This window comes from Bacillus cereus group sp. N8, assembly GCF_016483685.1.
Classification (GTDB): domain Bacteria; phylum Bacillota; class Bacilli; order Bacillales; family Bacillaceae_G; genus Bacillus_A; species Bacillus_A proteolyticus.
This window is the reverse complement of sequence record NZ_JAEHBK010000007.1, coordinates 17,072-35,767: the sequence shown is the minus strand read 5'-3', so window position 1 is coordinate 35,767 and position 18,696 is coordinate 17,072. Positions and strand designations below refer to the sequence as shown.

Below are 18,696 nucleotides of genomic sequence, written 5' to 3'. Positions count from 1 at the left end.
GAGGAAGTGTATGTGCAATGGGATAATGAAATAAAGTGAAACTTTAATTAGTGGGGGTCTTACTGCCCGTTAATGCGGGATAAATGGAAAAGGGGGAGGGATATGAGCATACATAAGCATCACGCACGTAATGCGAAACGAATTTTGTTTGTATCTGTCATTGTATGGATTATCGTCGCAATTGTATTAGTGATGGAATATAACAAAGGGATGCTATTCACTTCGGAGAAAGAAAATCTAAAATTAATAGGTGTTGTACTACCAGCATTTGGATTATTAATATATAGCTTTACGGAAAAACGAAGATCAAAAATGCTTAAACAGGAAAATTATAATATAGAGACTTCTGAATTATTTGAGCAACAAAAATTTGTTGTTCGCAAAGAGGTAGGGGTATTTCAAGTAATAACGTACTTTGGATTAGATGGAAATACAGTAGGTTTTTTAAAAGAAGAGTATGATTTTGTTATTCAACGTGTATGGCAAGCTGTACTTTCTTTTCTTTTTAAGGGACTACATAAGCAACAATTTTATTTATATAATCACTCGGGAGAAAGATTGTTGCGTGTTCAAAAGAAGATGGGAGTACGTAATTTCTATATTTTTTCTGATGTAGATGGAAAGAAAATTGGAGAGTTGAAACAAGTACTAAGTTTAACAAAGTGGGAATGGATCTTTTTAGGGGTGAATGGTAAAGAATTTGGTAAAGTGACTGGAGACCTTTCAGCAACAATGCAGAAAATAGACTGGCGAGATGGCACGCATATTGATGTGAAAGAAGATGGTATTCCGTTAGAAGCTGCTAAGTATTTCTCGGCAAGTGGTGGTTCACTTGTTACAGCTTCTATAAGTGAACAGGCAGAATTACCACGAGCAGTTTATTATAGTGTCTCTGCGATAGTTACAATTAAAAATTAAAATATATATAAAGATAGATGGGATACCATCTATCTTTTTTGTGTGATTAGAACATATTGTTTCGTTGAAAAATGTATGTCTTACCTATCACAAAAAAGTTTGTTTTGTATACATTAAGATGTATGGATGTATTTTTATAATTTAAAAATAATAGGAGGAGAAGTGTATGTGTCTGTTCGGTAAGTATTGGAAAAAGTTATCGAGATTGTTTAATAGACAATTAGATTATTTTTTAGATAATAAGTTATTGCCTGCTGTGGAACGACTTTTATTTTCGCAAAACTTCGCAAGGTTTATTCAAAGAAATTCTAAGCAAGCTACGGAAGATTTTATAGAATCAAGTCAATTCCAATCTATTATTTGTAACATTTTAAAAGAATGTAATACATCACCATTTAAAGAAATTGCAAAGCAGTATTTAGGTAAAAACGTCGAAATTACTGTGACAGTTGGACAGTTAACGGGTGTTATTGTAGCAGTTGGTGACGATTTCTTAACGCTGCAAGAAGGAATAGGAACTGAAGTTTTATTACCATTTACAAGTATTATATCAATTAAAGAAGTGTAAGAAAGGAGACTTATATATGTTATTTACTGATGAATTGCGTAACCATGTTGGTGAGTTAGTGCAAGTTGTGACAGCTGTAGAAATCGTTGCAGGTATTCTTTTATCTGTGACGGACGGGGCAGTAAGTGTTCGTACTTCTCCTTCTTATGGACCACCGGAAGATGTACTTGTACGTATTCCTATTATTTCTTATGTTCGCTTGGAAGGGTAAGAGTGATGCAAGTATGAAAGTATCAGTTGTTATTCCGGTGCATAATGAAGCAAGTACTTTATCACAAGTCTTAGTAGAAGTGGAGAAGCTCGAGCCTTATGAAATTATCGTAGTAGATAATGGATCGACAGATGAGACAAAAGAAATAGCCTTCCAACATCATTGCCGCGTGATTTATTATAAACATTCTCTTGGCAATGATGTTGGAAGGGCAATTGGAGCTAGAGAAGCAAATGGTGACATCGTATTATTTTTAGATGGTGATATCGTTATTGATAATATAGAGCTACAACGTTTCGTGAAAGGAATCCAGCGGGGGCATCAAATTGTTGTGAATAATTTAACATGGTCTGTGTATTTAAAGGTGAGACCACATTATACGACAGTTGGAAAATGTATGTTGAATCGTTATTTGAATAAAAAAGAGCTTGTTGTCGGATCATTAATCGCAATTCCACATGCGATGAGTAGAGAAGTTATCGAGAGGCTTGGATGGTGGAATTTAGCAGATCCAGCATTATTTCAAGCGATGGCGATGTCTAGAGGAGTAGATATTGTTGATATGGCTTCGGTCGATGTAATTCACACAAATAAAGTTCGTCCTGTGCATACTGGTACATCACCAGGTTCTCCTTATCCGAAAGCGACTAGTCGTATTATGGGTGATCATTTACGTGCTTTGCAATATGTAATCGAAACATATGGTAAACGTGGCGGTTTTTCGGAGGGGAACAGGGATAGAGAGTTTATAGGGAAGTATAAACCAGTTTTATTAAAGAAGGAACAGGCGAAATATAGTGCGATTATACCAGTGTCAGAAGAAAAAATGACTATAAGATCTGTTATACAAGAAGTGAAAAAAGCAGGTGTAGATGAAATTATAGTTGTTGCAAATGGAGCAGATGGTGAGACGATTAAACAAGCAAAGTTAGAGAATGTTATTGTAGTTGAATTCACGAAGGCGCTTGGACATAATGTAGCACGAGCGATAGGGGCTATGCATGCTACGGCAGATATTTGTTTATTTGTTGATGGTGACTTTGCTATTCCGGCAAAAAAACTAATTCCATTTTTGCATGCTATTGAAGACGGGAATGATGTGGCATTAAATGATTTACAATGTTTGTTAGATATGTTTCATCCGGCAGATCCAATTAGTATGGGGAAATATTTCGTGAATTTGGTAGCAAAACGACCAGACTTATGGAACAACTCGTTAACGGCAGTACCACATGCTATGCGTAAAAAGGTAATAGAGAAAATTGGATATGATTCTCTTATCATTCCCCCATTAGCTCAAATGAAAGCTATTTTAGAAGAATGTTCTATTACAGCAGTGGAATTTGTAGATGTTATAAAAACAAATCGAGTACGCCCAGAGCAACATGGGTTTGTAAATGGACGTATTCCAGCATTTGACCGTATTTTTGGTGATCAGCTTGAGGCGATTGCGTATTTATTACAATATACGGACGAACGCGGAGGATTTACAGATGGAGAGCGGGATAGAGATATAATTCAACAATTGAGAAAGGAAGAAGAAAATATAGATGGATGCTAGTAGTAAAGTAACTATTATTGGATTAGGATATGTCGGCCTTCCTTTGGCTGTCCTTTTTGCAGAAAGAGGACATGCTGTACTTGGATTAGATAAAGATACTAGGAAGATAGAATTAATAATCAAAGGAGAAAGTTATATTCCTGATGTTTCTTCTAACGTATTACAAAATTTATTGAACGAGAGAAAATTAATAGTAAATACACCAGATAAAGGTGTTACGGAGTTCCAAAATAGTGAGTATGTTATTGTGACTGTGCCAACGCCAATTAATGAGAATAAAGAACCCGATTTAAGTGCCCTCGTTTCAGCCTCTTATTATATACAACAACACCTTCAAAAAGGACAAACCTTCATTTTTGAAAGCTCCACATATCCAGGTACACTGGAAGAAGTTATCATTCCTATTATTTCTCAAACAGGTAAAAAGGTAGGAGAAGATTATTATATTGGGTATTCTCCAGAGCGAATTGATCCAGCGAATAGCCAGTATTCAGTCGAAACAATTCCGAAAGTTATTAGTGGACAAACCGAGCAGTGTAAACAAAAAGTACAGGATTTGTATAGCACTATATTTGATGTAGTCGTTCCAGTTAGCTCTCCGAAAGTAGCCGAGATGTGTAAGCTATTTGAAAATATTCAGCGCTTAGTTAATATTTCATTAGTAAATGAGTTAAATATACTTTGTGAAAGTTTGAATATTAATTTTTATGAGGCGCTTGAAGCTGCATCTACAAAACCGTTTGGATTTACTCCGTATTGGCCAGGACCAGGAATAGGGGGACATTGTATCCCGGTAGATCCTTTGTATTTTCAATGGAGAATAAGAAAGGCTGGAGCAATTAGTCAATTAATTGAGGTAGCACATGTAATTAATGAAGAAATGCCAGAGAAAATAATCGGGAAAGTAAAAGGTGTGGTGCAATCACCAGCAACGATTTTAATTGTAGGAATTGCATATAAGAAAGATGTAAATGATTTGAGAGAATCACCAGCGTTGCCAATTATTCAATTATTAATAAAAGAAGGATACAAGATAGAATATCATGATCCGTATATTTCTACAGCGAAAATTGGAGATACACTATATCAATCCGTCCCATTAGATGAACAAAGAATTAAACAAGCGGATTGTATTTTAATTGTAACGGATCACTCTAATATCGATTGGAATCTATTTAAAGGCATTGAGCGATTAATAGATACACGTGGAATTATAAAGAAGGTGAGTGTATGAGTAAGAAATGTTTGATTACAGGTGGAGCAGGATTCATTGGGTCGCATCTAGCTGAAGAATTGGTGAAAAGAGGTTATGAAGTAACGATTGTGGATAACTTCTATAAAGGGAAAAATAAATATCATGATGAATTAATGAAAGAAATTCGGTTTATTCCAATAAGTGTTTTGGATAAAAGTTCTATTTATGAATTAGTAAATCAACATGATGTAGTATTTCATTTAGCGGCAATATTAGGTGTTAAAACGACAATGGAAAAAAGTGTAGAGCTTATTGAAACAAATTTTGATGGGACGAGGAACATTTTGCAAGCAGCGTTAAAAGGGAAGAAGAAAGTAGTATTTGCATCTACTTCTGAAGTATATGGAAAGGGAGAGCCGCCATTCTTTGAAGAAGGAGATCGTTTATACGGTGCAACTTCTAAAATACGCTGGAGTTATGCAGTTTGTAAAACGTTAGAAGAGACATTATGTTTAGGATACGCATTAGAAGGTTTACCTGTAACGATTGTTCGTTATTTTAATATTTATGGTCCAAGAGCGAAAGATGGTCCGTATGCAGGAGTAATACCACGATTTATTCGTGCGGCTTTGCAAAGTGATGATATTCTCGTGTATGGAGATGGAAAGCAGACACGTTGCTTTACGTATGTAAGTGATGCGGTCGAGGCAACAATTCGCGCAATGGGTGAGAATGTAAATGGTGAAATTATTAATATAGGTTCTGAGAATGAAAAAAATATTAAAGAAGTAGCAGAAGTAATCAAAGAACTAACGAATTCTTCTTCGAAAATTCTACATGTTCCTTTTGAAGAAGTATACCCACATGGTTTTGAGGAAATTCCAAATAGAAGACCAGACGTAACAAAATTAAGAGAACTTGTTCAATTTCAAGCGACAGTAACGTGGGAACAGGGATTGAAAGAAACTATTAAATGGTTTCGTGAAGAAAACAATGGCTAAGTCATTATCGGTTATTATTCCTGTATGTAATGAAGTGGATACGATTTCAGATGTGATTCAATCGGTAAAACCACTAAATCCAGTAGAGATTATTGTAGTAGCAAATGGTTGTAATGATGGCACAGAAGCGATTGCTGAGAGCTTAGGATGTACAGTAATCCAGTATAAAGAGTCACTTGGTAACGACGTTGGACGTGCAGTTGGTGCGAAACATGCGATAGGTGATGTATTACTGTTTGTAGATGGTGATTTTGCTATTCAAACTTCAAAATTACAATTATTCCTTAATCCGATTTTGCATGATCAGGCGGATATCGCTTTAAATAATTTGGACGCATTATTTTTAAAGAATCAAAAACCACATTCTATTACAGTATGGCGCCAAATATTAAATGCAATGTTAGAGCGCGAAGAATTAAAAATTGATTCTTTATTATCTGTACCCCATGCGTTGACGAAAGAAGTTGCTCAAAGTATTGGATATGAATGTTTTGTTAATCCTATTGTGGCTCATTTACGCTTAGCACAAAGTAAATGGAAAATTAGTCGTCATTGTGCAATTGACGTTATTACGCCGAATAAATTTCGTCCACTCGAGCATGCTGCATATGGCACGGATCTTTCTCAATCTGAAAAAAGAATGATAGGTGATCATATAGAAGCTGTAGCAGAGCGAATAGTAGGCAGCGATGAGCGCGGAGGATATTATGATGGGAATAGGAAAAGAGAGAGTGTCTATCATACTTTAAATTTTGAAGGATTTTCTCAAGGATGGGGCGTTACATCTAATTTGTATAAAGGAGAGCAATTATCGGTAATTATTCCTGTACAAGATGAAGAGAAAACAATTGGGAACGTTATAGAAGAGCTTCGTAAAATTGAACCTTTTGAAATCATCGTTGTTGTAAATGGTTCATCCGATAAAACGGCAACAATTGCAAAAGACAAGGGAGCAACAACAATTGTATATAAAGAAGCACTTGGAAACGATGTGGGGCGTTCGCTTGGAACTTATTTTGCAAAAGGAGAAATTGTGTTATTTATAGACGGCGATTTTGTTATTCCTGCTAGTGAGCTATATCCCTTTGCAAAAGCAATTGCAGATGGAACAGATGTCGCATTAAATGATTTAAATCATTATTTAGATTTGAGAGTACCACTGCATTTTGTAACTGCATTTAAATATGCATTAAATGTAGCTTGTAATCGAAAAGATTTAGGTGTAGGCTCTCTTATTGCTGTACCTAATGCGTTTAGCAGGTCGTGTTTGAAATCAATTGGATATAGATCTTTACTGTCACCTTGCGTAGCGCAAGTGAAAGCTATTCTTTCAGGATTCGAAATCGCATGTGTAAGTCGTGTTGAGGTCGATAAGATGAACCGTATTCGCCTTAGTGAACATTTTGCAAAAATAGGTCATCCTCCAGCTGTCTTGCGAATTATAGGTGATCATATAGAAGGGGTAGAGCAATTAATCGCATTAAAGGGCGGTCGTGGTGGATTCTATGATGGAAATAGAAAAAGAGATGTTTTATAGGTAACAAAAAAAAGTGTACAACATATGTACACTTTTTTGTTCCGTTATAAAAACTATAACAGATTAGGAGATAAGAGTATTACAGCTCTACAATGGGTATCGTTTTTATATTACAAAATAGGACTCGTATATAAGGATACCAAAAAAATACAATTAAAGAAAGGGTTAATTCTAAAGAGTTTTGTATGAGGTTAACACTATGTATGTAGTGGTTTGCTCAACATTTCACAAACATGTCACAACTATTTCGTCCACTTTCGAAAAAAAGTAGTATTCTAAGTGTGTAAGCTGTTATATAAAAAAACGTAGTCCTGTACTAATCAAAAATGGAGGAGATTAGGATGACTCAAGTATTAGAAAATGTAAAAAACGCGTGGGAAAACTTTAAAGGTGAAAAATGGAAAGCAGAGATTGATGTTCGCGATTTCATTTTAAATAATGTAAACGTTTACGAGGGAGAAGACTCTTTCTTAGCGGAAGCAACTGAAGAAACGAAAAAACTTTGGGATCAAGTAATGGATTTAACAACAAAGGAACGTGAAAACGGTGGCGTTCTTGATATGGATACAAAAATTGTTTCTTCTATTACATCACATGAACCAGGATATTTAAATAAAGATATTGAAAAAGTGGTCGGTTTCCAAACTGATAAACCATTTAAACGTTCTTTGCAACCATATGGTGGTATTCGTATGGCGGAACAAGCTTGTGAAGCGTATGGATATGAAATGGATAAAGAACTTAGCAGTATTTTCAGAGACTGGCGTAAAACTCATAATCAAGGTGTATTTGATGCATACACACCAGAAATGAAAGCGGCTCGTAAATCAGGTGTTATTACTGGTCTTCCAGATGCATATGGACGTGGACGTATTATCGGTGACTATCGCCGCGTAGCATTGTACGGTATAGATCGTTTAATTGAAGCGAAAAAAGCTGATTTTAATTTAACTGGCGGTGTAATGAGCGAAGAGACAATGCGTTTACGCGAAGAATTATCTGAGCAAATGCGTGCACTTCAAGAGTTAAAACAGATGGCTGCTTCTCATGGATTCGATATTTCTAAGCCAGCTACAAATGCACAAGAGGCTTTCCAATGGTTATACTTTGCTTACCTTGCAGCAATTAAAGAGCAAAACGGGGCAGCAATGAGTCTTGGACGTACATCTACATTCTTAGATGTTTACATTGAAAGAGATTTAGCAAATGGTACTTTAACAGAAGAAGCAGCACAAGAAATTGTGGACCATTTCATTATGAAATTACGTCTTGTGAAATTTGCAAGAACACCTGATTACAATGAACTATTCTCTGGTGATCCAACTTGGGTAACTGAATCTATCGGTGGTATGGCGTTAGACGGTCGTCCGTTAGTAACAAAAAACTCATTCCGATTCTTGCATACATTAGATAATTTAGGACCAGCTCCAGAACCAAACTTAACAGTTCTTTGGTCCAAACAGTTACCGCAAAACTTTAAAAACTACTGTGCGAAAATGTCTATTAAAACATCAGCAATTCAATATGAAAATGATGACATTATGCGTCCTGATTACGGCGATGACTACGGTATTGCTTGTTGTGTATCTGCAATGAGAATTGGTAAACAAATGCAGTTCTTCGGAGCACGTGCAAACTTAGCGAAAGCATTACTATATGCGGTTAACGGTGGTAAAGATGAAAAGTCAAAAGCACAAGTTGGTCCTGAATACGCACCAATTACTTCTGAAGTATTAGATTATGAAGAAGTTATGCATAAATTCGATATGACAATGGAATGGTTAGCTGGTCTATATTTAAATACATTAAATGTAATTCACTATATGCACGATAAATATAGCTATGAACGTATTGAAATGGCACTTCATGATACAAATGTTCTTCGTACAATGGCAACAGGTATCGCAGGATTGTCTGTAGTAGCAGACTCTTTAAGTGCAATTAAATACGCAAAAGTAAAACCAATTCGTGATGAAAATGGTATTGCAGTTGATTTCGAAATTGAGGGAGATTTCCCTAAATACGGTAACAATGATGATCGTGTAGATGAAATCGCAGTAAATCTTGTGAAAACATTTATGAACAAGCTTCGCAAACATAAAACATACCGTAATTCTGTTCATACAATGTCAATCTTAACAATCACATCTAACGTTGTATATGGTAAGAAAACTGGTAACACTCCAGATGGACGTCGTACTGGAGAGCCATTTGCACCGGGCGCAAACCCAATGCATGGACGTGATACAAAAGGTGCATTAGCGTCACTATTATCTGTAGCTAAATTACCATATGAAGATGCACAAGACGGTATTTCTAATACATTCTCTATCATTCCAAAAGCACTTGGTAAAGAAGATGATGTACAAGTACGCAACTTAGTATCTATGCTTGATGGATATGCAATAAAAGAAGGGCATCACTTAAATATTAACGTATTTAATCGTGAAACATTAATGGATGCAATGGAGCACCCTGAAAAATATCCCCAATTAACAATTCGTGTATCTGGTTACGCTGTTAACTTTATTAAATTAACTCGTGAACAACAAATTGATGTAATTAACCGTACAATGCATGAAAGCATGTAAGTGAAAAAAGTGTCCCTCCGCTTTTAATATATAGCGGGGGGAGGCTGTTTCAATAAAGGAGGAAGTAACATGGTAAAAGGAAGAATACATTCTGTAGAGTCTTGTGGTACTGTTGATGGCCCAGGGATTCGTTATGTCATATTTACACAAGGGTGTTTATTACGTTGTCAATATTGTCATAATGCTGATACGTGGGAAATCGGTAAAGGTAAAGAAATAACAGTTGAAGAAGTGATGCAGGATGTGACATGTTACCTTCCATTTATTGAAGCTTCTGGAGGCGGTATAACAGTTAGCGGTGGAGAGCCACTATTACAGCTAGACTTCTTGATTGAGTTGTTTAAAAAGTGTAAAGAATATGGTATCCATACAACGATCGATTCTTCTGGCGGTTGTTATTCTGAAGAACCAGAATTCCAAAATAAGCTAGATATTTTAATGGATTATACAGATTTAGTTTTATTGGATTTGAAGCATATTGATTCAAAGAAACATCGTAAATTAACAGGGAAACCAAATGAACACATTTTACAATTTGCTCGTTATTTATCGGATAAAAAGAAACCAATTTGGGTAAGACATGTATTGGTTCCTGGTGTTACCGATGGTGAAGAGGATCTGCAAAAATTATCAAGCTTTATTCAAAGTCTATCGAATGTTAAGAAAGTGGAAGTGTTACCATACCATAAACTTGGTGTTTATAAATGGGAGGCACTTGGACATAAGTATCCACTTGCGGATGTGAATCCACCGACAGAAGAAAATGTTGAGCATGCGAAACATATTTTAAAAGCAGTCTAATCCAAATATTGGATTAGACTTTTTGTTTCTTTATCCCGCTATTTGTGGACAGTAAACGCCCGATTGGTGAAGGCTAATAATCAGTGGGGGATGAATAAAACCCCCACTGATTAAAGTTTCACTTTATAATAAAATCTAGAGTATATATTCAGAACAGAGTATACTGAAGAGAGAATATCCATATTTTTGTAAAGAGTAAGCGGAGAAATTTACATAATTGTAAAGGGAAATCAAAATAGTAAAAAGAATTAAGAAGTAAAAGAGTGAGTATCATGGAATATAGAACATTTGTAAGTTATTGCGAAAGCTCTTATAGGAAAGTATAATGTAAAGATATGAGCACAGATAGGATTAAGGGGTCAATCTTATATGCTTTGCATATCCACGACAGGTACATAGCTAACAGGGGAATATTGGAATCCGAGTATGTAATGTTTAAGGAAAATGTTTTTCCTATTGTCGTATATGCAATATGGAGAAACAAAAAGCTAGGAGTGGATTTGTTTGATAAAAAACCCCAAGGTTTTAATATTAACTGCACATTACGGTAACGGTCATGTGCAAGTAGCGAAAACATTAGAACAAACCTTTCGCCAAAAAGGAATCAAAGATGTAATTGTATGCGACTTGTTTGGAGAATCACATCCAGTTATAACCGATATTACAAAATATTTATATTTAAAAAGCTATACGATAGGAAAAGAATTATATCGTTTGTTTTATTATGGTGTAGAGAAAATTTATGATAAAAAAATAGCATCGTGGTATGCGAATTTTGGAAGAAAGCGTTTGAAGTTGCTATTAGAGGTAGAGAAACCGGATATTGTTATTAATACCTTTCCAATCATCGCTGTACCAGAATTGAAAAAGCAAATAGGTATTTCTATTCCTGTTTATAACGTATTAACAGATTTTTGCGTTCATAAAATATGGATCCATCGAGAAGTAGATCGTTATTTTGTAGCAACCGATCATGTGAAAAAAGTGATGGTTGATATTGGTGTGCCTGCAGAGCAAATTGTTGAAACCGGGATTCCGATTCGTAGTAGTTTTGAGCTAAAGATCAATCCAGAAATTATATATAATAAATATCAGTTATGTAAGGATAAAAAGATTTTACTAATTGTAGCAGGTGCTCATGGTGTGCTAGGAAGTGTAAAAGAACTATGCCAGTCATTTATGTCAGTACCAAACTTACAAGTAGTTGTCGTTTGTGGGAAAAACGAAGCTTTAAAGCAGGAATTATTGGGGCTGCAGGAGCAAAGTTCTGATGCTTTAAAAGTATTTGGTTATGTTGAAAACATTGATGAGTTATTCCGTGTTACTTCTTGTATGATTACGAAGCCAGGTGGTATTACATTAAGCGAAGCAGCAGCATTACAAGTACCTGTCATTTTATATAAGCCTGTCCCAGGACAAGAAAATGAAAATGCGTTGTATTTTGAAAGAAAAGGGGCTGCAGTTGTAATCCGTGATGATAGTGAAGTTTTTGCAAAAACAGAGGCGTTATTGCAAGATGATATAAAGCTTCTCCAAATGAAAGAAGCGATGAAAAGTATTTATCGTCCTGAACCAGCTGGTCATATCGTGGATGCAATTTTGGCAGAAAATCATGCAGAGCCGAGTCGTATACCTATTAAATCACCAGCTCTTGCCGAATCTTTTACTTAATATGAAACCCCTCTTTTAAACTTTTAAAGAGGGTTTTTTTATTATTGTAACAAAAGTAAGCCTGAATTATTAACTTATCCACAAAGGATCGCGCTTTCATTAGACAGTAAAATCGGAATATTAACAACTATATCCACATAGTCCACAATTTTTAGAAAATTATCCACAATTCGTGCGTTTGGTGTTTAGTTAAATAAATGAATTCGCAAAAGATTTTTGGAATTTATGCACAATTCTATGGATTTTGTGGATAAAGTTGTCCACAAAAAAGGTTCCTTATAAATAAGGAACCTTTTTTGTTAATTAATTGGAAAATCTTATACAATGAAACTGAATAATTAGGGGGGAAAACCTTCTAATTATTCAGTTTCACTTTAAATACTTTTTGAGCGATATCCCGCTGCACGATCTGCTTTTCGAAATTCTCGTTGATAAAGAACTTCCTGTGTACTAGATAATGTGTTTTTCGCTTTGTCACGTTTCTTTTTATCCATTACAAATCACCTCGTGTCTTAAAGTCACTATCTATCGTTTCCAAAGACATGGGGTGATATACATATATGTCAAACTAGTATTGAATAATTATCATTTCAAAAAATTTAGACTATGCTTCTTTTAATTGATGAGCATCTTGGAATGTTGTATCTCGCATTGTAGCAAGTGTATATTGATCTTTTGGAATTTCATATAAGTTATAAACTTCTTCATTTGCATTAATTTCATCATAAACGGCTTTTCTTGTTTCATTTGCTAGATTTACATATTGTAATTTTTCGGCAGCTTTAATAGAACGAATATTTATTTTGCGAATACGCATAAAAATTGTTTCAATATCTAATTCATAGAAAAGTTCGCTAAAAAATGAATCTTTCGCCAATTTATTATAGCCTTTGCCATGGTACGGTTTTCCAAGCCATGTTCCAAGGAACCCGGCTTTTTCTTGCACATCAAATAAAGTAATTGTTCCGATAGGGTTACCCCATTCATCTAAAATTGTGCGTGAAATTAATTCCCCACGCTCTTCAGCTTCAATCGTTTGTTTTGTTAAAAATAAATATTCCTCATAAGAATAAGCCTTTTGACGCACAAAAGGGAAGACAGCTGGATCCACCATTAATTCGTATAGAACGTGGCTGTCGTGTAAGTCGCGTTTTTTCAACACACTAACTCCTCCTCACACGAGGGTAGCATGACGAAAAAGCACCCCACCCTCGAAATTTTTATATCAATCTTTAAAAAATTTCGGGGTGGGAATCGAACCCACTAGAACCAGTTTATAACGCTGGTGGCGCACCATTTGCCTTCCCCATTCATCAATTTGAAAATGATAATCACGACACAAATTGATTATGGTTTCATTCAGTTTATAATCGTATAATACTTTATCTAGTCAAAAAAATAAACTAGTTTTTTTTATTTTTTTTGTAAATTATTTTCCCATCAATCATAGTTAGTACAGGCTTGGCTAAATAATGGAAAGGATGATGTGTCCATAACACGAGATCGGCGTCTTTTCCAACCTCAATGCTTCCAATTCTATCCTCTAAACGTAAATTTCGCGCTGGAAATATAGTGATTCCTTCCAATGCAGTTTTCTCGTCTAATCCTTCCCTTACTGCGACAGCAGCACAAACATTTAAATATTGAATGGGTGTATAGGGATGATCTGTTGTTATAGAAACTTCCACTCCGTTTTTTGATAATATATGGTAAGTATCCCATGTTTTGTTTTTAAGTTCGATTTTAGAACGGCGTGTAAGAGTGGGGCCAACTGAAACCTTCAAATTGTGTTTCGAAAGCTCTTCAACAATAAAGTGTCCTTCTGTACAATGTTCAAGACGTAAATCAAGATTGAATTCTGTTGCAAAGCGTAGAGCAGAAGTAATATCATCTGCGCGGTGAGCGTGGATACGTACTGGTATTTCCCGGCGAAGTGCTTTTAAAATAGGAAGCATTCGAAAATCAGCTTCATGTCCATAGTGTTGTGCTTCGTAGAATGATTCTCGAAGTAAACCCATAATACCCATACGTGTTATTGATTCTTTTGTTCCGTTACTATGAACTTTTTTAGGGTTTTCTCCAAAGGCAATTTTTAAACCAGCAGGTTCTTGAATAATCATATGATCAATACAAGTTCCAGCAGTTTTTATTACACAAGTAGTACCCCCGATAATATTTTGACTCCCAGGCATAACATGAACAGTTGTAATACCATTTTGTACAGCATCCTGAAATGCAATATCAAAAGGATGGATTCCGTCTAAAGAACGGATATGCGGTGTTGAAACTTCAGAGGTTTCATTTGCATCATTTCCAGCCCAACCAGTGCCTTCATCATAGAGACCAAGGTGAGTATGGACATCAATAAATCCAGGTAAGAGATGAAGAGCTCGCGCATCTATAACGGTCATATCTTGAGTAGGCTGAATAGAAGGTTTGACCTCAGCAATTCGTTCGCCTATAACGAGTACATCACCTTGGAACTTTGGAGATGTAATAGGGTACACAATGGCTTGTTTGAGCAATATTTTCATAGGTACCTCATTTCTGTTACTTTACAATGTTAATGGAATTTAAGAAAAAGTAACTGAAAGGTTATTTGTGTAGTAATGCTCTGGATCCTAGACCCCTTGTAAAACTGTGTTTTAGAAGTACTACATTGTATGCGAAAGTATATTTTGTAATGCATGGTTTACTGTCGGAAATGTGTATTGGTACCCATGTTCAATTACTTTAATAGGTAATACATGTTGCCCTTCTAGTACAAGTATACTTATCTCACCCAATAAAGCGTGAAGCATAAATGAAGGGACAGGTAACCAATGAGGCTTTCCCATTATAGTTGCAATGGTTTCTCCAAATTCCTTCATTCTTATAGGTAGGGGGGCTGTAATATTAAGAGGACCATCAATTTCTTCTTTGTGTATGATGAAGTCAATCATGCGAACGACATCGTCTATATGAATCCATGATAACCATTGGTTTCCAGATCCAATTGTACCTCCCATATAGAATCGATAGGGAAGTAGCATTTTTGGAAGAGCTCCTCCGTCTGCACCTAATACGACTCCGAATCTTGAGTAGATTGTTCTTATTCCAAGAGAACATGCTTTAGATGCTTCTTGCTCCCATAAAAATACTGTTTCTGCTAAAAAGTCATTTCCTGGAATTTCTTGCTGCTCGGTAAAAGACTCTGTTTCAGATGTTCCGTAGTATCCAATAGCGCTTGCGTTAATAAATGTGTGTGGTTTTGTACCAAGTGCTTGCAATTGTTTAATGAGTCCTTTTGTTGTTTGAATTCTACTGTTTAAAATTGCTGCTTTTTGTTTCTTTGTCCATCTACTATTAATAGACTCTCCAGCTAGATTAATAACTACATCGATAGAAGAGAGGGGGAAGGTCTGTAAATCCGGTGTCCATTGTACGTATTGAAGGTTAGTGTGTGAAGTTTTAGTAGTTTTTTTTCGAGTGAGAATGTAAACAGTATATCCTTTTTGAATAAAAAAACTAGAAAGGTATTTGCCGATAAAGCCAGAGCCACCAGAAATTGCGATTTTCACAATCATTTCCTCCTCATTATATATATTCTTGAAAAACAAAAATGTTCCTCGACTATGTTAAAATAGTAGAGAGGTGAGAGTATGGCTGTCATTACAAAAATAGAAGTGCAAAAACGATCGAAAGAACGATTTAATATTTATATTGATAAAGGTCAAGGTGAAGAGTACGGATTTAGTGTGGATCAAGTAATCTTAATGAAACACGGATTACAAAAAGGCTTAGAAATTGATGAAATAGCGTTAGGAAATATTTTGTACAATGAAGAGGTACAAAAAGCATATTTACAAGCAATCTCCTATTTATCCTATCAAATGAGAACAAAACAAGAAATAGAAGATTTTTTACGAAAAAAAGAAGTGGGACAGGCCATCATCTCTGAAGTCGTTTCGAAATTATTACATGACCGATATATTAATGATAAAGAGTATGCCATTTTATATACGCGAACGCAAAGTAATGTGAATCGAAAAGGTCCGACTGTTATAAAGATAGAGCTGTTAAATAAAGGTGTTCAGGATCTAATCATTACACATAGTTTACAAGAGTATCCAAAGGAGAAGCAAATTGAAAATGCTTTGGTTCTTATAGAAAAGAAGAAAAGATCTTATCAAAAACATTCCTTTTTACAAATGAAGCTAAAGTTAGACGAAATGCTTGTGCGTAAAGGATATTCTAGAGATGTGATTCAAATTTGTCTAGAAGAATTGAAAGACGAAAAAGATGACGAACAGCAACAAGAAGCGTTACACTATCATGGGAATAAATATTATGAGAAATATAAGAAGTATGATGGATGGACATTCGAAAATAAGATGAAACAAGCGTTATATCGAAAAGGATTCTCTATTGATGAGATAGAGATATTTTTACAAATGAAACGTGAAGAGGGATGAGGGGAATAATAAAATGAATATGCCAAAACGCTACAGTGAAATGACAACGCATGAGCTTAGAGAAGAAATTGGGGCTTTGAAGGAGCAAGCAGTAAAGGCTGAGCAACTTGGAATTGTAAATGAATTCGATGTGTTAATGAGAAAGATGGCCATGGCCCGTGCTTACATGACTGATATAAACAAATTCCATATTGGTGAGACATATGAATTAGTAGAAGAACCTGGTGTATTATTTAAAATCACGTACTTCAATGGGGTATTTGCTTGGGGTTATAAGCAAAACGATAATGAAGAGATTGGGATACCAATCTCCTTGTTGCAAGAAAAATAAAAACCAGAGAGCGAATATCTCTCTGGTTTTCATCTTTGGTAGGCGTTAAAGGAGATAGGAGATTCTAAAATTGGCGTTTTTTACATTCATTGGCCAATATAATGAGAGACTGGGTCTGTTGCGTCTGTCCGTTAACTTGCGCTTTCGCATGTTTCGGACGAGTCCACGTATGGTTAAATAATTCAGAACGACTATCTAAACGATCACGGTAGCTCATCTTTATCACCTCGTGTAGGAAGTTAATTTTTTAGGTTGTACCTGTACTACTCTTCCTGCTGATTTGCAGCACGCATACGTTCTTGTGGGTGCGTGTTAATTGTGCCGTTAGGTCGTTTCGAAGCGAAGCGTGATTTCGCTTTCGGCTGACCGTCGATTTTGCTGTTGTTTTTTGACTCAGACCAAAACTCGGCTTGTTTACCCATTGCGAACGCCCTCCTCATCATCAGTTGATACCTCTTTAAGAAGTATCACTTATAGAATGTGCAAAATAGAAGAAACTATCCTTTAGAAATGAAGGGATAAATAGGTAAAAGGAGACTAGAACATGAATGATATTTATGAAGCATTAACGAAAGAATTATTAGACAAGAATGACAAGCTTTCTTACGGACAAGCTCGTGCGTGGGTTGAATTACTGTGGGAAGATTTTCAAACAACTTATGCGAAATCAGGTCGTTACCAAGGTGAGGAAATGACTGAGCAAGTAGTACGAACATGGATTAATAATCATGGAGCGCGCCTTCATGAAATGCGTACAAATAATCCAAAGTATAGCCATTTAATCAATCAAGAAGATCATTTGAAACATTAAAAAAAAGCGACTTAAGTCGCTTTTTTTAATGTGGAAGCAATTCTAATTTCTTTCGAAGTTTTTCTTCGCTGAAAATCCATCCAGTATATGAACTAATAATATTTAAATTTTGATCGAGTTGAACGATTGCGACGAATGGATAATAATCTTTGCTTCGATACCGCAAATCAATGAATCGAACTTCATAATAGTTATCATAATCGAAAATATCCCAGCGATATACAGGTGAAAAAGATAAGAAAGCAGATATATTTTCATCTCGCACAGCAGCCTGCATAATGGCAGTATTCGGGAACGGTACGCGATCAAATTTATCGTATACAAGGATGTTACCGCGGTGCCATCTTGCGACGTAGTAATGTTCCGTTGTAACGACGGCTAAATGATAATGATAAAATTTGTAAGAAGGAGAAATAATTACTTTCTCTACATTTTTGAAACGTTTGTATACTACACTTTTAATATTTCGATGCATCATAACGCGGCCGATGTAGTAAACAAACATTAATATATACGCTGCTAAAGCAGTATATCCTTTATGTGATCCGACAAGCATACAAGCAATCGCAAGTATATGGATAAAGAAAATGGCAGTATCGAACGTATTAATTATGCCAAGTGCTACCCATTTTTTGGTGAAGGGCCTTAATGCCTGTGTACCATAGGCATTGAAAATATCCACAAAGACATGAAGAAAGACGGCAATAAATGACCAAAGTAGTAGATGCAGATATGGAGCGTCTGAAAAGAAGGCGAACGAGATGCCACTTATAAGGAATGACCAAAGAATTACTGCAGGAATGGAATGAGTAATCCCGCGATGATTTCTTATATATTTAGCGTTATTACGTAATTTTAAAACTGTATCGATATCAGGAATATTGGAACCAGCAATTGTTGCAAGCATCACTGCTTGTGGCCCAACATCACTTTGAGCTATGGTTGGATCTAATGTTGCCAAACTGCCTAGAGTAACGCCCATAACAAGGTGAGTGGCTGTGTCCATAGAAATCCACCTCCGTTTTTTATTAATGTAACTCTTTTTA

20 protein-coding genes and 1 pseudogene are annotated in these 18,696 nt (G+C 35.6%); 14 read left to right on the top strand and 7 right to left on the bottom strand.

All coding sequences use genetic code 11. The features are described 5' to 3' along the window. Window positions 1-102 precede the first annotated feature (102 nt). From JDS80_RS13025 to JDS80_RS12975, 11 genes and pseudogenes are all read left to right on the top strand, one after another. A complete protein-coding gene (locus tag JDS80_RS13025) occupies window positions 103-918 on the top strand; it encodes a sugar ABC transporter ATP-binding protein (RefSeq protein WP_199638756.1) in 816 nt (271 codons plus the stop codon). 166 nt (window positions 919-1,084) lie between these two features. Then, entirely contained in the window at window positions 1,085-1,486 is a 402-nt protein-coding gene (locus JDS80_RS13020) for an LSm family protein (RefSeq protein ID WP_071745382.1), read from the top strand. Window positions 1,487-1,502: 16 nt separating this feature from the next. Beyond that, on the top strand, window positions 1,503-1,697 hold the full coding sequence (locus JDS80_RS13015; protein ID WP_000899472.1) for an LSm family protein: 195 nt from the start codon (window positions 1,503-1,505) through the stop codon (window positions 1,695-1,697). Next, window positions 1,648-3,258: a glycosyltransferase family 2 protein gene (locus JDS80_RS13010; protein WP_116733448.1), complete on the top strand. Its 1,611-nt coding sequence runs from the start codon at window positions 1,648-1,650 to the stop codon at window positions 3,256-3,258. Before JDS80_RS13015 ends, JDS80_RS13010 begins: the two co-directional genes overlap by 50 nt. Continuing rightward, window positions 3,248-4,492: a nucleotide sugar dehydrogenase gene (locus JDS80_RS13005; protein WP_071745384.1), complete on the top strand. Its 1,245-nt coding sequence runs from the start codon at window positions 3,248-3,250 to the stop codon at window positions 4,490-4,492. Before JDS80_RS13010 ends, JDS80_RS13005 begins: the two co-directional genes overlap by 11 nt. Then, window positions 4,489-5,454, top strand: coding sequence for an NAD-dependent epimerase/dehydratase family protein (locus tag JDS80_RS13000; RefSeq protein WP_199638754.1), 966 nt, complete (start codon window positions 4,489-4,491; stop codon window positions 5,452-5,454). Before JDS80_RS13005 ends, JDS80_RS13000 begins: the two co-directional genes overlap by 4 nt. After that, window positions 5,447-6,991 carry a glycosyltransferase gene (locus tag JDS80_RS12995; RefSeq protein ID WP_071745386.1) on the top strand — a complete coding sequence of 515 codons (1,545 nt, stop codon included), beginning with the start codon at window positions 5,447-5,449 and terminating at the stop codon, window positions 6,989-6,991. The genes JDS80_RS13000 and JDS80_RS12995 overlap by 8 nt, the downstream gene beginning before the upstream one ends. Next, window positions 6,960-7,180: pseudogene (locus JDS80_RS12990) on the top strand (hypothetical protein). Before JDS80_RS12995 ends, JDS80_RS12990 begins: the two are co-directional and overlap by 32 nt. 152 nt (window positions 7,181-7,332) lie before the next feature. Continuing rightward, window positions 7,333-9,582 (top strand): formate C-acetyltransferase, encoded by a 2,250-nt coding sequence (pflB, locus tag JDS80_RS12985; protein ID WP_098888556.1) that lies wholly within the window; start codon window positions 7,333-7,335, stop codon window positions 9,580-9,582. Between the two features lie 69 nt (window positions 9,583-9,651). Further along, window positions 9,652-10,383, top strand: a complete 732-nt coding sequence (gene pflA / locus JDS80_RS12980) for a pyruvate formate-lyase-activating protein (protein ID WP_071745388.1) — start codon at window positions 9,652-9,654, stop codon at window positions 10,381-10,383. A 504-nt stretch (window positions 10,384-10,887) separates the two neighbouring features. Then, a complete protein-coding gene (locus tag JDS80_RS12975) occupies window positions 10,888-12,054 on the top strand; it encodes a diglucosyl diacylglycerol synthase (RefSeq protein ID WP_071745389.1) in 1,167 nt (388 codons plus the stop codon). A gap of 374 nt (window positions 12,055-12,428) precedes the next feature. Here the strand turns inward: JDS80_RS12975 and JDS80_RS12970 are convergent, their stop codons facing one another. The 4 genes from JDS80_RS12970 to JDS80_RS12955 all read right to left on the bottom strand — a co-directional run bounded on the left by JDS80_RS12970 (window position 12,429) and on the right by JDS80_RS12955 (window position 15,614). Further along, entirely contained in the window at window positions 12,429-12,548 is a 120-nt protein-coding gene (locus JDS80_RS12970) for a YfhE family protein (RefSeq protein ID WP_000358484.1), read from the bottom strand. A 110-nt stretch (window positions 12,549-12,658) separates the two neighbouring features. Next, window positions 12,659-13,216, bottom strand: a complete 558-nt coding sequence (locus tag JDS80_RS12965) for a GNAT family N-acetyltransferase (protein WP_000914737.1) — start codon at window positions 13,214-13,216, stop codon at window positions 12,659-12,661. A gap of 241 nt (window positions 13,217-13,457) precedes the next feature. Further along, the gene (locus JDS80_RS12960) at window positions 13,458-14,588 is read right to left on the bottom strand and encodes an amidohydrolase (protein WP_000698292.1); all 1,131 of its coding nucleotides are present in this window, start codon (window positions 14,586-14,588) and stop codon (window positions 13,458-13,460) included. 120 nt (window positions 14,589-14,708) lie between these two features. Beyond that, window positions 14,709-15,614, bottom strand: a complete 906-nt coding sequence (locus tag JDS80_RS12955; RefSeq protein WP_199638752.1) for a TIGR01777 family oxidoreductase — start codon at window positions 15,612-15,614, stop codon at window positions 14,709-14,711. Window positions 15,615-15,695: 81 nt separating this feature from the next. Between JDS80_RS12955 and recX the strand changes: the two genes are divergently transcribed. Continuing rightward, on the top strand, window positions 15,696-16,508 hold the full coding sequence (gene recX / locus JDS80_RS12950) for a recombination regulator RecX (RefSeq protein WP_199638750.1): 813 nt from the start codon (window positions 15,696-15,698) through the stop codon (window positions 16,506-16,508). Between the two features lie 13 nt (window positions 16,509-16,521). Then, window positions 16,522-16,839, top strand: coding sequence for a YfhH family protein (locus tag JDS80_RS12945; protein ID WP_071745392.1), 318 nt, complete (start codon window positions 16,522-16,524; stop codon window positions 16,837-16,839). 64 nt (window positions 16,840-16,903) lie between these two features. Here JDS80_RS12945 and JDS80_RS12940 read toward each other — a convergent pair whose 3' ends face one another. Together JDS80_RS12940 and JDS80_RS12935 are read right to left on the bottom strand one after the other, a co-directional pair. Then, entirely contained in the window at window positions 16,904-17,056 is a 153-nt protein-coding gene (locus tag JDS80_RS12940; protein ID WP_000122093.1) for a YpzG family protein, read from the bottom strand. Window positions 17,057-17,102: 46 nt separating this feature from the next. Further along, the gene (locus tag JDS80_RS12935; RefSeq protein ID WP_000517891.1) at window positions 17,103-17,261 is read right to left on the bottom strand and encodes a small, acid-soluble spore protein K; all 159 of its coding nucleotides are present in this window, start codon (window positions 17,259-17,261) and stop codon (window positions 17,103-17,105) included. A 122-nt stretch (window positions 17,262-17,383) separates the two neighbouring features. Here JDS80_RS12935 and JDS80_RS12930 point away from each other — a divergent pair, with 122 nt between their 5' ends. Next, window positions 17,384-17,650, top strand: a complete 267-nt coding sequence (locus JDS80_RS12930; protein ID WP_000998161.1) for a YfhJ family protein — start codon at window positions 17,384-17,386, stop codon at window positions 17,648-17,650. 25 nt (window positions 17,651-17,675) lie between these two features. Here JDS80_RS12930 and JDS80_RS12925 read toward each other — a convergent pair whose 3' ends face one another. Further along, entirely contained in the window at window positions 17,676-18,656 is a 981-nt protein-coding gene (locus JDS80_RS12925) for a metal-dependent hydrolase (RefSeq protein WP_071745393.1), read from the bottom strand. Window positions 18,657-18,696: the final 40 nt, after the last annotated feature.

Excerpts from the sequence above, each read along its gene's own strand:
- JDS80_RS13025 (WP_199638756.1), top strand. The coding sequence starts at position 103 with ATGAGCATACATAAGCATCACGCACGTAATGCGAAACGAATTTTGTTT.
- JDS80_RS12945 (WP_071745392.1), top strand. The coding sequence starts at position 16,522 with ATGAATATGCCAAAACGCTACAGTGAAATGACAACGCATGAGCTTAGA.
- JDS80_RS13005 (WP_071745384.1), top strand. The coding sequence starts at position 3,248 with ATGGATGCTAGTAGTAAAGTAACTATTATTGGATTAGGATATGTCGGC.
- JDS80_RS12960 (WP_000698292.1), bottom strand. The coding sequence starts at position 14,588 with ATGAAAATATTGCTCAAACAAGCCATTGTGTACCCTATTACATCTCCA.
- JDS80_RS12970 (WP_000358484.1), bottom strand. The coding sequence starts at position 12,548 with ATGGATAAAAAGAAACGTGACAAAGCGAAAAACACATTATCTAGTACA.
- JDS80_RS12925 (WP_071745393.1), bottom strand. The coding sequence starts at position 18,656 with ATGGACACAGCCACTCACCTTGTTATGGGCGTTACTCTAGGCAGTTTG.
- JDS80_RS12995 (WP_071745386.1), top strand. The coding sequence starts at position 5,447 with ATGGCTAAGTCATTATCGGTTATTATTCCTGTATGTAATGAAGTGGAT.
- JDS80_RS13015 (WP_000899472.1), top strand. The coding sequence starts at position 1,503 with ATGTTATTTACTGATGAATTGCGTAACCATGTTGGTGAGTTAGTGCAA.
- JDS80_RS12930 (WP_000998161.1), top strand. The coding sequence starts at position 17,384 with ATGAATGATATTTATGAAGCATTAACGAAAGAATTATTAGACAAGAAT.
- pflA (WP_071745388.1), top strand. The coding sequence starts at position 9,652 with ATGGTAAAAGGAAGAATACATTCTGTAGAGTCTTGTGGTACTGTTGAT.
- JDS80_RS13010 (WP_116733448.1), top strand. The coding sequence starts at position 1,648 with ATGTACTTGTACGTATTCCTATTATTTCTTATGTTCGCTTGGAAGGGT.
- JDS80_RS12935 (WP_000517891.1), bottom strand. The coding sequence starts at position 17,261 with ATGGGTAAACAAGCCGAGTTTTGGTCTGAGTCAAAAAACAACAGCAAA.
- JDS80_RS13020 (WP_071745382.1), top strand. The coding sequence starts at position 1,085 with ATGTGTCTGTTCGGTAAGTATTGGAAAAAGTTATCGAGATTGTTTAAT.
- recX (WP_199638750.1), top strand. The coding sequence starts at position 15,696 with ATGGCTGTCATTACAAAAATAGAAGTGCAAAAACGATCGAAAGAACGA.
- JDS80_RS13000 (WP_199638754.1), top strand. The coding sequence starts at position 4,489 with ATGAGTAAGAAATGTTTGATTACAGGTGGAGCAGGATTCATTGGGTCG.
- JDS80_RS12940 (WP_000122093.1), bottom strand. The coding sequence starts at position 17,056 with ATGAGCTACCGTGATCGTTTAGATAGTCGTTCTGAATTATTTAACCAT.
- pflB (WP_098888556.1), top strand. The coding sequence starts at position 7,333 with ATGACTCAAGTATTAGAAAATGTAAAAAACGCGTGGGAAAACTTTAAA.